At 72.4% G+C, this 13312-nt stretch carries 11 protein-coding genes; 6 read left to right on the top strand and 5 right to left on the bottom strand.

The window, feature by feature from the left end; genetic code table 11:
- The first annotated feature begins 50 nt into the window (after positions 1-50).
- The gene (locus tag AOJ26_RS01460; protein ID WP_078959695.1) at positions 51-911 is read left to right on the top strand and encodes an alpha/beta fold hydrolase; all 861 of its coding nucleotides are present in this window, start codon (positions 51-53) and stop codon (positions 909-911) included.
- A 5-nt stretch (positions 912-916) separates the two neighbouring features.
- On the opposite strand, the gene AOJ26_RS01455 is transcribed toward AOJ26_RS01460, so the two are convergent.
- Positions 917-1252, bottom strand: coding sequence for a hypothetical protein (locus AOJ26_RS01455; protein WP_053846298.1), 336 nt, complete (start codon positions 1250-1252; stop codon positions 917-919).
- 213 nt (positions 1253-1465) lie between these two features.
- On the opposite strand from AOJ26_RS01455, the gene AOJ26_RS01450 reads away from it, so the two are divergent.
- Entirely contained in the window at positions 1466-2038 is a 573-nt protein-coding gene (locus AOJ26_RS01450) for a TetR/AcrR family transcriptional regulator (protein WP_053846297.1), read from the top strand.
- A 60-nt stretch (positions 2039-2098) separates the two neighbouring features.
- Here the strand turns inward: AOJ26_RS01450 and AOJ26_RS01445 are convergent, their stop codons facing one another.
- Positions 2099-2899 carry a GNAT family N-acetyltransferase gene (locus AOJ26_RS01445; protein WP_053846296.1) on the bottom strand — a complete coding sequence of 267 codons (801 nt, stop codon included), beginning with the start codon at positions 2897-2899 and terminating at the stop codon, positions 2099-2101.
- A 299-nt stretch (positions 2900-3198) separates the two neighbouring features.
- Here AOJ26_RS01445 and AOJ26_RS01440 point away from each other — a divergent pair, with 299 nt between their 5' ends.
- Both AOJ26_RS01440 and AOJ26_RS01435 read left to right on the top strand, forming a co-directional pair.
- A complete protein-coding gene (locus AOJ26_RS01440; RefSeq protein ID WP_053846295.1) occupies positions 3199-5985 on the top strand; it encodes an ATP-binding protein in 2787 nt (928 codons plus the stop codon).
- Between the two features lie 162 nt (positions 5986-6147).
- Entirely contained in the window at positions 6148-6636 is a 489-nt protein-coding gene (locus tag AOJ26_RS01435) for an SRPBCC family protein (protein ID WP_053846294.1), read from the top strand.
- A gap of 104 nt (positions 6637-6740) precedes the next feature.
- Here AOJ26_RS01435 and AOJ26_RS01430 read toward each other — a convergent pair whose 3' ends face one another.
- Positions 6741-8225 carry an MDR family MFS transporter gene (locus AOJ26_RS01430; protein WP_234358399.1) on the bottom strand — a complete coding sequence of 495 codons (1485 nt, stop codon included), beginning with the start codon at positions 8223-8225 and terminating at the stop codon, positions 6741-6743.
- Between the two features lie 251 nt (positions 8226-8476).
- On the opposite strand from AOJ26_RS01430, the gene AOJ26_RS01425 reads away from it, so the two are divergent.
- Entirely contained in the window at positions 8477-8965 is a 489-nt protein-coding gene (locus AOJ26_RS01425; protein WP_053846292.1) for a TetR/AcrR family transcriptional regulator, read from the top strand.
- A gap of 56 nt (positions 8966-9021) precedes the next feature.
- Here AOJ26_RS01425 and AOJ26_RS01420 read toward each other — a convergent pair whose 3' ends face one another.
- Entirely contained in the window at positions 9022-9939 is a 918-nt protein-coding gene (locus AOJ26_RS01420; protein WP_053846291.1) for a TIGR03619 family F420-dependent LLM class oxidoreductase, read from the bottom strand.
- A 10-nt stretch (positions 9940-9949) separates the two neighbouring features.
- A complete protein-coding gene (locus AOJ26_RS01415; RefSeq protein ID WP_053846290.1) occupies positions 9950-10600 on the bottom strand; it encodes an HAD-IA family hydrolase in 651 nt (216 codons plus the stop codon).
- Between the two features lie 452 nt (positions 10601-11052).
- On the opposite strand from AOJ26_RS01415, the gene AOJ26_RS01410 reads away from it, so the two are divergent.
- The coding region (locus AOJ26_RS01410; RefSeq protein WP_420713181.1) for an AAA family ATPase at positions 11053-13312 on the top strand (2260 nt) is incomplete at its 3' end.

Here is a 13312-nt window from a genome sequence, read left to right as displayed (position 1 = left end):
CTCATGGTCCCGGGCAGGCTCGTGCTCCTGGGGAAGCGGAAGAGGTGGGCATGCTCGCGTACGACGTCCGGGGCAGCGGACCCGGTCTGGTCCTGTTGGCCGGGATCGGGGGCACCGCGGCGGACACCTGGGAGCTGTTACTGGCCGACCTGGCGGTCGAGCACACGGTCGTGTCGATCGATCTCCCCGGGTCGGGCCGCAGCCCCTTGCCCGTCGGCCCGCTGCGGGTCGGTGCCGTGGCCGACGAGGTGGCTGCCACGGCGCGCGAGGCCGGGCTGACGGAGTTCGTGATCGCCGGGACCTCACTGGGCGCGGCCGTCGCCGTCGCGACCGCCGCCCGCCATCCCCGCCCGGTTCGCGGCCTGTTCACCCTCTGCGGGTTCGCCCGGCCCCGCACGACACTGTGGCTCGGTCTGGAGATGTGGGCGTCGGTGCTGGCCCGCGGCGACGCCGAGTTGCACGCTTTCCTCGCCTCACTGTCCTTCTCCCGGGCCTACCTCGCCGCGCACACCTCGCAGGAGGCCCGGCGGCTGACCGCCCGGCTGGCGGGATCCGCACCCGGCGTCTCTCAGCAGATCGCCTTGGCCCTGGGCATCGACCTGCGCGGCGATCTCGCCGCCGTCAGCGCACCGACCCTGGTCGTCGCGGCCACGGGCGACCAGTTGGTGGCTCCGGAGCACTCGGTGGAACTCGCGGAGGGGATACCAGGGGCACGGCTGGCCGCGGTCAAGGGCGGGCACACGGCCACCTTCGAGGAACCGGAACGGACGCTGGAGCTCCTCACCGACTTCCTCCGCGACCTCCACCGACAGCCCCACCACGCGTCCTCTCCCGCCGACACCGGCGGCCGGCCACCGGGTGCGGGGTCCCCGCGGACCGTTCCGGCTTCCCCCCGCCCCCGTGAACGCTGACCACGTCACCGGCCGCGGGCGGACTCCGGTTCCTGTGCCACCCGCTCCAACAGGCGGGCGGCAGCTGCCAGTTCGACGTCGGCGCCAGGCCCCGGCCGTGCGGTCGCCTCGTGCAGTGCGGCAAGGAGACGGGCCAGCCGACCGCCACCCGTGTGCGACAGAGCGACGTTGCCCTCCCAGAGGATCTCGCGCAGCCGAACCGGGGTGAACTGGCCGTCACCGGCGCAGGCCACCAGCAGGCGGGCCGCGAGGGTGCACTCCAGGGGCCCCGGGGCCCAGACGCCCTGGTCGAGGTCCGCGGTGAGGGCGGCGGACAGTGCGGGGAGGCGCTCATGCGGCATGGGAAGCGAGGGCCTTCCGTCGGTTGCGGACGAGATGTCGGTGCCCCCACCCGGTCGGACGGCGTGCGGGTGTAGGTTTCCATCAGAATACGTGTCTCATGTGTGCCTATCGCGGCGACGGCGACATGTGTTGCATGTGTTGCACTCCTTCCCCTGCCCGGCGCGGCACACCGCGCTGCTCGGCATCGCCACCGGAGAGAGGCCGGAGCATCGATGAGAGCCGACGCACGCCACAACCGGCTGCGCATCCTCGAAGCGGCGGCGGAGACCCTCGCCGCTGCCGGTGACACCTCGCTCAAGTCCATCGCGCGCAGAGCCGGCGTGGGCCAGGGCACCATCTACCGCCACTTCCCCAGTCGGGAGGCCCTTGTGCTCGAGGTGTACTGGGAGGAGGTGGAGGAGCTGGCGGCCGCCGTGCCCGCCCTCCTCGGCGCCCTGAATCCCCCGCTCGCGCTGCGGACCTGGCTGAAGCGCCTCCTGGACGTCGGCGCGTGCACACCGGAGTTCGCGTGCGCCATGAGCACGGCGGGCGACGTACTGACCGAGGAGTGCGGGCAGGCGTACCAGCCGCTGCTGGACGCCCTTTCGGCCCTCGTGGCGGCCAACGAGGCGGCCGGGGCCATCGTGCCCGGGACGACGGCCGAGGACGTGCTCCTGCTGCTCGGCCCGTTGTGGCGGGTCGGAGCGGACGACGAGGAGTACGCCCGGTCGGAACGGCTCCTCGACGTCCTCCTGCGGGGGCTGTGCCCGTCGGACGGCACACGCGGGGCACTGCCCGGTCAGTAGGACTCCTCGCCGAAGAAGAGTGAGTCCCCCACGCCCAGGGACGGGTCGCACGGTCACGGCTCAGCCCTTCAGCGCGTAGAAGCGCATCGGGGAGTTCGGCTCGAAACCGATGCGCGGATACACGGGCGCCCCGGCGACGGTCGCGTGCAGGGTCGCCCGGGTCAGGCCGGTGGCGCGGGCACCCTCGTACAGCGCCTTGCGGGTGACCGCCTCGCCATAACCGCGGCGCTGCTGCCCGGGTTCGGTGGCGACAAGCACGACGAAGAGCCTGCCCTGGGCCTCGACGGTGGCGGCGCAGGCGACGGGTGTGCCGTCCCGCAGGGCCAGGTAGGCGTACACCTCCCGCTTCCACAGGCGGGAGCCCGCCAGTCCGTCGCGGCCGTCGTCGAGGGGGAAGCCGTAGGCGCGCGAGTTGAGGTCCGCGTACGCCAGCAGGTGCTCGTCGGTGGTGACCCGTTCGAACGTCAGCTCCGGGTGGTGGGCGTCAGGGACGGGCAGCAAGTCGCCGGCCATGCCGGTGCCGGGGAAGGCGTAGGACAGGCCAGCGCTGTCCGCTGCCCCTTCCAGCGCCTCGCGCGCGTCGTCGGCGAGCAGGTCCTCGAAGAGCCACAAGAAGCCCGGGTGCCGCTTGGAGGCCATGATGTCCGCCGCCTGGCGCAGCCGCTTCTCCAGAAGCGTCGCGTCGGCCCCCGTCTCGGTCAGGGTGATCGCGTTCCAGAAGGCGAAGCGGCAGTCGGCCCAGCGGACGGCGACCCCCGGCAGATCACGTACGTCCGCCTCCTCGTTCCGGTCCAGCACCATGGCACGCCAGACCGTGCGGAGCTGTGCCACGGATTCGGTAGCGGCGGTCAGGTCGGTCACGGCAGTCCCTCACTTCGTCGTGTGCGGTGGAATGTTCTGCGCCGGGTGCGACGATCTTCGCCGTCCGGGGTGCGGCGACACCGCCCTTCACGTCAGAGAGGGTCCAGTTCCGGACAGTCCTCGGGGCGGGTCCGGAGCGCCTGCCGGTCGCCTTCCGCACCCGACCGCGCTGACGTGGGCACGATGTGGACGTCCTTTACACTCCAGTGATTGCATGGGCCGCACGGAGCCGGGTGCAGGCACGGCCAGGCCGGCGGACCCCACCAGGCCTCCAGACGTCCCCCGTTGGAGGCAGCTCGATGAACGACCTGGACCCGCCCGTCCGCCCGGCCTCGACACGGCTGGTCGGACGCGACGGGGACCTCGACTTCATCCACTCCTTCCTCAACAACTCCGAGGTCCACGGGGCGGCACTGCTGCTCTCGGGCGAGGCGGGAGTGGGCAAGACCGCCGTGCTCGACGCCGTGGCGACGGATGCCGCGCGCAACGGCGTCCGGGTGCTGCGCGCGGCCGGGGTGCAGTTCGAGGCGGACATCGGCTACGCCGGACTCAACCAGCTCCTGGTGCCGCTCTTCGACGAGTTCGACGTCCTGGACCCCGTGCACCGCGAGGCGCTGCGGGTCGCGATCGGCATCGGCGGCGGGCCGGCGCCCGACCGGCTCCTGACCTCCACCGCGGTCCTCCTGCTGCTGCGGCTGATATCGGCCCGCACGCCGCTGCTGCTCGTCGTCGACGACCTGCCGTGGCTGGACCGGGCGACCAACGCCGTGCTCGGCTTCGTGGCCCGGCGGCTCATCGGCAGCCGGATCGGCTTCCTCGCCGCCTCCCGCACGGACTCCGAGAGCTTCTTCGAGTCCAGCGGCCTGACCGAACGGCGGCTGGAGCCGCTGGACGACGCCTCCGCCGCCGAACTGCTCGCCCGCACGCACCCCGACGTCTCCCCCGCCGTACGCCGCCGCATCACGGCCGAGGCGCGCGGCAACCCGCTGGCGCTGGTGGAGCTGCCGATGGCGCTCTCCGCCGAACAGCGCACGACCCTGGCCGCGATACCGAGCGTGCTGCCCCTCAGCGAACGGCTCCAGGCGATGTTCGCCTCGCGCGTGGCCGGGCTGTCCTCTCCCACCCGGCTGATGCTGCTGCTCGCGGCCCTCGACGGGACTGGTGACCTGGCCGCCGTCGAGGCCGCCGCATCCGGCCGGGCCGGTGTCGACGACCTCTGCCCCGCCGAGCAAAAGCGGCTGGTGACCATCTCCACCGACAACCGGCGGCTGTCCTTCCGGCATCCGCTGATCGGTTCCGCGGTGGTGGAGCTTGCCCCCGCCGCCGAACGCAGACGCGCCCACCGTGCGCTCGCCGACGTGCTCGGCGACCAGTTGGAGCGACGGGCCTGGCACCTGGGTGAAGCGGCCGTGGGGCCGGACGAGACGGTCGCGGCGCTGCTGGAGGAGGCCGCGCGCCGCCGGCTGCGGCGCGGGGACGCGCTCGGCGCGGTCGCGGCACTGACCCGCGCCGCGGGACTCAGCCCCGCGGCATCCGACGAGAGCCGCCGGCTGGCCGAGGCGGCCTACGTCGGCGTGGACTCCAGCGGCGACCTGGACGACGCCACGCGGCTGCTGGCCGGAGCCCAGGCCCATCCCACCGGACAGCAGTCCCTGCACGCGGCGGCCGCGGCGGCGTTCCTGCTGATCAACCGGGACGGCGACATGGACACCGCCTACCAGCTCCTGGTCGGGGCGATCGAGTCCGGGGGGCACGGTTACGACGCCTCGGACGAGGGCCTCATCGAGGCCCTGCACGTCCTGGTGCTGCTGTGCTGGTACGGCGGTGACCCGAAGCTGTGGCAGCCGCTCCTGAAGTACGTGGAACGGCTGACGCCCGAGCCGCCCGAACTGCTCTGGGTGATCACCCGGACCTTCGGCGACCCGGCGCGCACCGGGGCCGCGGCGCTGCCCCTGCTGTCGCGACTGATCACCACCGTGGGCGACGACCCCACCCGGGTGATCCGTGTCGGCACCGCCGCGGTGTTCGCGGACCGGCTCGGGGACTTCCGGTGGGCCACGCGCCGGCTGGTGGAGCAGGGCCGCGCAGGTGCCGCGCCCGTCCGCCGCCATCTGGGCGCGCTGATGCACCTGGGTCTGGACTACTTCCACCTGGGCCGGTGGGACGACGCGGCCGAGCTGGCCGCCGAGGGGCTCGCGCTGTGCGAGAACCACGACTACCGGTTCTTCGCCTGGTACTTCCAGTACATCCAGGCGGTCGTGGCCGCGGCACAGGGCGACGCGGCCACCAGTGCCGGGCTGACCGAGGAGATCGTCCGCTGGGCGACCCCTCGCGGCACGCACGGCGCCCGGTACTTCGCCTGCCATGCCAGAGCGCTGGCCGCATTGGGCGGCAACGACTTCGAGACCGCGTACCAGCACGCCTGCGCCCTGAGCCCGGCCGGGACCGTGGCCCCCTACGTGCCGATCGCCATGTGGGGTGCGATGGACCTGGTGGAGGCCGCCGTCCGGACCGGACGGGACAAGGAGGCCGCGGCACACGCGGCGGCGATGCGCGCCAGCTCGATGGCCGCGCTGTCGCCCCGTCTGGAACTGTCGGTACTGGCCTGCGAGGCGCTGACCACACCGGGTAAGGCGTCGCTCGCGCTGTTCGAGCAGGCGCTGTCCCTGCCCGATCCGGAGCACCGGCCGTTCGACGTCGCACGCGTGCGGCTCTTTTACGGCGAGCGGCTGCGGCGGCTGCGGGTCGCTGCGGAGGCCCGGGAGCAGCTTTCCCGGGCGCTCGAGGACTTCCAGCGCCTGGGCGCCAAGCCCTGGGCGGCGCGCACCGCGGCGGAGTTGCGGGCCGGCGGGCACTCCGCGTCGGTGGCCGCCAGGCCCGGGCCGGGGGCCCTGACGGCACAGGAACTCCAGATCGCCAGGCTCGCGGCGACCGGACTGACGAACAAGCAGATCGCCGAGCGGCTGTTGCTGTCCCATCGGACCATCGGCACGCACCTGTACCAGATCTACCCCAAACTGGGCATCACTTCGAGGGCCGCACTGCGGGACGCCCTCTCCGATCTGGAGGCGAACAGCGGCGGGTGACCCCGCGGGCCCTGTGCGGCGGGCCTGTCCTCGCCTCAGTCATTCGACGTATGCCGGGCCCACGGCCGCCGAGCAGAGTGGACCGAGGGGCATCCCTGCCGGTGCCCTGTCACCGGTGGCCGCATCCGACGCCGCCTCGCAGCGCGTACGAGAGGGGACGGAATGTCCGGTGCCGCGGACCGCCATCCGGACATCCACTGGCCGTCGGGGTTCTCGCCCGACCAGGCGCACAGCTTCTGCCAGACGCAGGCCGTCGTGCAGGCCCCGCCCGCGCTGGCGTTCGCCCTGCTCACGGATGTGCCGCGGTGGCCGGAGTGGGTGCCGGGCCTCACCGGGGTGCGGGCCGGGCCGCTCGCGCGGAGCTTCGAGGTGTGCTTCCACGGCCACCGGTTCGAGATGTTCACGGGCGAGCACGTGCCGTACACGCGGCTCGGCTGGTCGGGTGTCGGCGCCGGGGTGCAGCTCTACCAGGCGTGGCTGCTCACGCCGGTGGCGGACGGCACCCACGTGGTCACCGAGAACGTGGTCCGCGGGCCGGCCGCCAGATCCCTGACAGCGTCGTCCCCGCTGTGGGCGCAGCGCCTGAACGCACTGTGGACCGACCAGCTCAAGCGGCTCTCGGAGGCGGCTCCGCAGGACGACGGGGTGTAGCGGAGGCCGGGGGCGCCGTCGGAGGACGGCGGTGCGTGAGCGGACGCCCGCAGCGCGCCGCCGGCCGGCACCCGGGGGCGTCGGCCGGTCGAGGGCGTGGTGGGTCAGGCGGCCCGGACGGAGTCCTCGGCGGGCGCGGGGGTGGAGTCGTCGGTGGTGGTCTCGCCGCTCTTGCGTGCCGGCTTGAGGAACAGGGCGAGGACGATCCCGACGGCGAGGGCGGGCGCGATCCAGAGGTAGCCGTCGGCCGTGGCGTGGGCGAAGGCGTCCAGTGCGGTGTCGCGCAGGGCGCCGGGAAGCCGGCCGATGGTGTCGGGGCGGGTGGCGTCGAAGCCGCCGGTGGTCGGCAGTTTGCTCGTACGGTCGGCGAAGCCGGTGTTCAGGAGGGTGCCGAAGACGGCGACTCCGAAAGCGGCTCCGATGGAGCGGGCGAAGGTGACCACGGCGCTGGCGGCGCCGAGGTCTGCGGTGGGCACGCTGTTCTGGACGGTGGTCAGCACGACCATGGGGACCATGCCGATGCCGACACCGGTGATCAGGAAGTAGACGCTCAGCAGGACGGTGTCGGTGGCCGCTCCGATGGTGCCGAGCAGGAGCAGTCCGGCGAGGTTGGCGACCAGGCCCGCGAGCAGGATCGTCCGCAGGCGCCCGACTTGCGCGGCCCAGCGTCCGGCCAGGGACTGACTGACGACGAGTCCGGCGACCAGGGGCAGCATGTGGACGCCGGAGAGGGTGGCCGAGACTCCGTGGACGATCTGGAGGTGGGTCGGCAGGTAGACCAGCACGGCGAACATAGCGGCGTTGGCGAAGAAGGCGATCAGCGAGGAGAACACCACGGTCCGGGAGGCGAACATGGCCGGGGGCAGGACCGGGGCGGCGGCGCGGCGCTCGACCGGCACCAGCAGCACGGCCAGTACGACGGTGGCGGCGATCAGGCCGACGATGGCCGGCGAGCCCCAGCCCCAGCGCTCCCCGAAGGACGTGACGAGGACCAGGCCGGTGGCGATGGCGGCCAGCACGGTGGCGCCGGGGTAGTCGATGCGGGCCCGGGTGCCCCGGCCGGCGGCGGGGAGCGCCCGCGCCGCGATGGCCAGGGCGACGATGCCGACCGGCAGGTTCACCAGGAACGCCCACCGCCAGGACAGCTGGTCGGTGAAGACGCCGCCCAGCAGGGGGCCGACGATGCTGGCGACGCCGTAGACCGAGCCGAACATGCCCTGGTAGCGGCCGCGTTCGCTCGGGGCGACGATGTCGCCGACGAGGGCGAAGGTCAGCACGATCATGCCGCCGCCGCCCACGCCCTGAAGGATGCGGGCACCGACCAGTTCGGGCAGGTTCCGTGCCAGGCCGCAGGCCACGGAGGCGATCAGGAAGACCGAGGTCGAGGCCAGGTACAGCCTCTTGCGGCCGAACATGTCGCCGAGCTTGCCCCACAGGGGTGTGACCGCGGTCGAAGCGAGCAGGTAGGCGGCGCTGACCCATGCGATGTCGTCGAAGCCGTCCAGGTCCTCGGCTATCCGGGGCAACGCGGTCGAGACGATCGTCTGGTCCAGGGCGGCGAGGAGGACCGCCAGGACCAGCGCGCTCATCGCGGCGGCCACCCCTCCCGCCCTGGGTGATGAAGCTGCGGATGCCTTCGACATGGAAGGTGCCTTTCTAGAGGACTCATCAATCTGTCATTACCAGATCTATCTGCCACTAGAATGTAGCACTTACAAGCCAGGCTTCTACTCCTGAGAGGCGCTAGATGTCTCAGGCATCACATTCCGCCACTAGAATCAGTGCGGTGAGAGCTGATGCAGCGCGCAATCTCGAAGCCGTCCTGACCACCGGCGCACGCATGCTCGCCGCCGACCCCGGCGCGAGCATCGCGAGCATCGCCACCGAAGCAGGCGTCGACCGACGCACCGTCTACCGACGCTTCGCCTCCCGCGACGACCTCCTCGCCGCCATCTACGACGCCCGCCTCACCGCCATCGAACACGCCATCCAGGACGCCCGCCTGCGCGAAGCACCCGTCGCCGTCGCCCTGCACCGCTACGTCGAGAACATCATCACCGTCAACCGCACCTGGCCCGTTGACCTCACCCGCATGCTCACCGACGAGAGCGTCCACGCCCGGCGTGACGCGGCCGTCGAGGAGGTCGACGCCTTCCTGCGGCGGGCCACCGACGAAGGCCTGCTGCGGCCGGGGCTGCCCCAGGGCTGGGCTAGCGCGCTGCTGCCCCAGCTCATGCACCTGGTCTCCCGGCAGTTGCCCGAACTGAGCGCGGGCCAGGCGGCGGACGTCGTCGTGGACACCCTCCTCAACGGTCTCGGGACGTCCTGACACACCTGTCGGCGCCGGTCGGTCCCGCTGTGGGTGTTCCGTCGCCGTGAAGCGGATCAGCCGCGGCGGACCCCCTCGATGAAGCGGCCGGCGAGGTCGACGCGTTCGGCGAGGGAGGCGGGTGTCTGCCCGAAGTCCACGAACAGCTCGTGCACACCCGCTTCGGCGGCGGCCCGCGCGTAATCGACGTACTGGGCGAGGGTGCCCGCGGCGGGCATCCGCTCCGGACCGGTACGGGAGTCGGTCAGCCGCGGGTTGACACGGAGCGCCATGCGCAGGGCGGAGGGGTCGCGGTCCGCCTCGGCCGCCGCCTTCTGGATGACCTCCCACATCCCCATCAGATGCGGGAGCGGCATCGCCACGGGCAGCCAGCCGTCGAGCCGCCGTCCGATGCGGCGCAGTCCACCGGGGGTGAACGCGGCGAGCAGCACGGGCGGTGCGGGCTTCTGACGCGGTTTGAGGCCTACGACGGTCTCCGGAATGGTGAACAGCGGTCCCTGGTGCGAGAAGACGTCATTGGCCCAGTACTCCCGCAGGACGTCCAGCGTCTCGTCGAGGCGGGCGCCGCGGCCCTTCCAGGGCACGGAGACCGCGGTGTACTCGTCGGGCATCCAGCCCAGGCCGAGACCCACGATCAGCCGCCCCCGGCTGAGCAGGTCGAGGGTGGTCAGGCTCCGGGCCAGCATCACCGGCGGCAGCCACAGGCCGTTCAGGGTGCTCGTGCCCAGGTGGACCCGTGTGGTGTGGGACGCGGCGAACGTCAGGGCGACCAGCGGGTCCATGTGGTTCTCGTAGGCGCGCGGCATCTCACCGTCGGCGCTCGGGTACGGGGCGCCCGGCACATGCGGGGCGAGGACGCGGTCGCCGGTCCACAGCGAGTCGTATCCCATGTCCTCCGCGGTACGGCAGACGCGCACGATGCCCTCGGGGCAGGCGTCGGGGCCGAAGGTGGGCAGGGCCAGGCCCAGTTTCACAGGTGTCTCCTCAGGGTGTGACCCGCTCCGGGTTCCGGCCCGTCAACGGGATGCCGAGCAGGGTTTCCGTCGCCGCCACCGTCCGCGTCGGCTCCACGGCGTGGACGGTGGCGAATCCCAGCGCGGCCGCGGGCGCCAGGTACTGCTCGGTGTCGTCCACGAACACGCACTCCTCCGCCGGCAGGCCGAGTTCGTCCAGCACGATCCGGAAGATCTCCGGCTCGGGCTTGCGCGTGCCGTGGCCCTCCGACAGCACCAGGGCGTCGTAACGCTCCTCCAACTCGTAGCCCGCGTAAAGGTTCCAGGGGTCGGGGCCGACGGAATTGGAGAGGATGCCGACCCTGACGCCGGCTCGGCGGGCGGCGGCGGCCGCGGCGATCACGGAGGGCTGGGGACGCAGATCGGCGAAGATACGGCCCATCAGGTTGTCCGGCCGGACACCGAGCAGTTCGGCGGCCGCCTCGTTCCACTCGCTCTGGGTGAGCTTGCCGCGCTCGAGTTCCTCGGTGAGCCGGATGCCCCGGGGATCGAGGTAGAGGCCGGTGAGCAGGGTCCCCTCGGCGAGTCCCTCGCGGCGCTCGAAGGCGAGCGCGGCGGGCAGCAGCGGGGTGGTCAGCACACCACCGAAGTCGAGAACGAGGCCCTTGCGGTGCTGGGTCATGCCCACACTGTAGACATGTTTCTCGGTGGTCGATCACATGTGTCGACGAGGGCCGCTCTCGGGGGCGAGGTCCGCGGTCTCGCCCGACAGGAACGGGCGAGTGCACCGCGCGCCCGTTCCGGCCGTCCCGTCCGCAGCGCACTCCAGTGCGGAAAGAGCGTTGGATTCGATTGTCGGCGCATACGTATGAGACTGGCTCACAAGAGCCTTTTTCAGCCATACCGGGTGACGTGAACCCGCCGGGGCATCTAGTCTTCTGCGACAGGTGTGAGTGACCGGCCGGCGACTGGGCCTGCTGTCATGCACGCAGCCGCCCGGCATGTGGCTGCCCGGGACGACGACGTACCCTCGCCTGGCGCCCGGCGTGATCCGCACGCACGGACGCGAGACCGTTCGGGCCGGGCCGGTTCAGCGGTGAAGGGAGTGGGGGCGTGGAGTCGATCGTCGGAACCATGGTCGGTCGTGAAGGCGAGCAGCAGGCGCTGTCGGCGTTCGTGGCGGCCGCCGGGGGCCGCGCGCTCGTGCTGCGCGGTGACGCGGGGGTGGGCAAGAGCGCCCTGCTGGACCACGTCGTCGACCTCGCGGCGGCCGAGAACCACCGGGTGATCAGGGCGGCCGGTGTCGAGGCCGAGTCGGAGCTGCCGTTCGCCGGACTGCACCAGTTCCTGTATCCGCTGCTCAACCACCTCGACAGGCTGGACGACGCGCACCGCAGGGTGTTCGACGTCGTCTTCGGCAGGGCCCAGGACACTCCGCCCTCGGTCATGACGCTCGGGATCGCCGTCCTCGACCTGCTCTCCCTCGCGGCCTCGCGGCAGCCCCTCCTGCTGGTCCTCGACGACGGCCAGTGGCTCGACGCCTCCAGCACCGAGGTGTGCGGCTTCGTCGGACGCCGGCTGACCGGCAGCTCCATCAAGCTCGTCGTCGGCCTGCGCTCCGGTGTGCCCTCCGGCTTCGACACGGCGGCGCTGCCGGAACTGCCGGTCACCACCCTCCCGACGGAGATCGCCGAGCGGCTCCTGGACCTGCGCCACCCCGGGCTCGATCCGCAGATCCGCCGCCTGGTCCTGGACGAGGCACGGGGCAATCCCCTGGCCCTGCTCGAACTGCCGCCCCATGTGCGCGGCGGCCGGGCGGGACGCAGCGCCGCGGAACTGTTCGGCTACACAGGCGTCCCGCTGCCCCTGCGGCTGCAACAGGTGTACGGCGCGCGCATCGAGTCGCTCGACGGGGCGGTGCGCGCCGAACTGCTGCGCGGCGCGCTGGACGGCGTCGGATCGGGCACGGCGGCCGACCGCACTCGCGGGACCCGCTACCGCATGCGCGACGCCGACGAGGCTGCCGCCCTCGGGCTGCTGGAGATCGATCCGCTCAGCGGCGACTTCGTCTTCCGGCACCCCCTGGTGCGGTCCACCGTGGTCCAGACCGCCACCCCCAACGAGCGGCGCGCCGCACACGCGGCCCTCGCCGAGCTGCACCGCGACGACATCGAGCGGCGGGCCACCCACCTGGCGGCCTCGACGGTCGACCCGGACGAGGCGGTGGCCGCGGCGCTGGAGGCGGCCGCGGACTCCGCGACCAGGCGGGGCGGCGCGGTGACCGCCGTCGCCTGGCTGACCCGAGCCGCGGAGCTCAGCGAGAGCCGCGAGGAACGGTCCAGGCGGCTGGGCAGCGCGGCGTACGTCGCCGGACACTCGGGGCGGCTGGACCACGTCCGGCAGCTCGTCCTCTCGGACGCCGGGTCCGGGACCGGCGACTCCCCCTCGTCGGTGGTGGCGTCCGGCTATGTCGCGTTCTTCGAGGACGGGGACGTGCGGTCCTCGCAGCGCCAGGTCTTCGCGGCGATCGAGAGCATGCGGGACAGCGGGGTGGAGGAGCCGAACGAGGTGCTCACCCGCCTGATCGACCTGCTGCTGGCGATCAACCAGTACGCGAGCGACGCCGACGCGTGGGAGCGGTCTCACGAACTGCTGGACTCGCTGGGCGGCCTGGTCCCGTCGCACTCGCGGATCTACCAGGACGCGTGGGGTGACGTGGTGCGTCGCGGCGCCGGGGTGGCGGAGCGGGTGGAACGCGCCTTCGCCGCTCCGGGTGACCTGGAGCCGTGGGATCTCACCCGGCTGGCCGTCGCCGCCTACCACGTGGACACCCTCAGCCGGTACCGACCGCATCTCCAGCGCACCGTGGACCGTGAGGTGGAGACGGGGGCCCTGGCCGACGCCATGACCATGCTGCACCTGATCATGCTCGACCAGATCGCGGTCGGTGAATGGGACGAGGCCGAGCGCACCGGGCAGCGCTGTCTGCGACTGACGACGACACACCGGCACACTCTGTTCGTCCATCACACGCAGGCCTACCTGGGGTTGCTGGCCGCGCTGCGCGGTCAGGTCGAACACGCCCGCCAACTCCAAGCGGCCGTCGACGCCTGGGCCCGCCCCCGCGGCATCGGCTTCCTCACTCAGATCACCGACACCATCGGCACCACCGCCTCCCTCGCCGAAGGCGACCACGAAGCCGCCTACCTCCACGCCATCGGCATCACACCCCCCGGCACCTTCACGCCCTACGCCCACCAGGCCCCGCGCACCCTCCTCGACCTCACCGAAGCAGCCCTGCACACCGGCCGCACCGAGCAAGCCCGCCAACACGCCCTCGCCGCCCACGCCCAAGGGCTCCACCACCTCTCCCCCCGCCTCCCCCTCCTCACCC

It is taken from the genome of Streptomyces sp. NRRL B-24085 (genome assembly GCF_001282115.1).
Lineage (GTDB): Bacteria > Actinomycetota > Actinomycetes > Streptomycetales > Streptomycetaceae > Streptomyces.
Note: the sequence above shows the minus strand (reverse complement) of the source record. Positions and strands in the feature narration are given on the sequence as shown.

Excerpts from the sequence above, each read along its gene's own strand:
- AOJ26_RS01460 (WP_078959695.1), top strand. The coding sequence starts at position 51 with ATGCTCGCGTACGACGTCCGGGGCAGCGGACCCGGTCTGGTCCTGTTG.
- AOJ26_RS01455 (WP_053846298.1), bottom strand. The coding sequence starts at position 1,252 with ATGCCGCATGAGCGCCTCCCCGCACTGTCCGCCGCCCTCACCGCGGAC.
- AOJ26_RS01450 (WP_053846297.1), top strand. The coding sequence starts at position 1,466 with ATGAGAGCCGACGCACGCCACAACCGGCTGCGCATCCTCGAAGCGGCG.
- AOJ26_RS01440 (WP_053846295.1), top strand. The coding sequence starts at position 3,199 with ATGAACGACCTGGACCCGCCCGTCCGCCCGGCCTCGACACGGCTGGTC.
- AOJ26_RS01435 (WP_053846294.1), top strand. The coding sequence starts at position 6,148 with ATGTCCGGTGCCGCGGACCGCCATCCGGACATCCACTGGCCGTCGGGG.
- AOJ26_RS01430 (WP_234358399.1), bottom strand. The coding sequence starts at position 8,225 with ATGAGCGCGCTGGTCCTGGCGGTCCTCCTCGCCGCCCTGGACCAGACG.
- AOJ26_RS01425 (WP_053846292.1), top strand. The coding sequence starts at position 8,477 with ATGCTCGCCGCCGACCCCGGCGCGAGCATCGCGAGCATCGCCACCGAA.
- AOJ26_RS01415 (WP_053846290.1), bottom strand. The coding sequence starts at position 10,600 with ATGACCCAGCACCGCAAGGGCCTCGTTCTCGACTTCGGTGGTGTGCTG.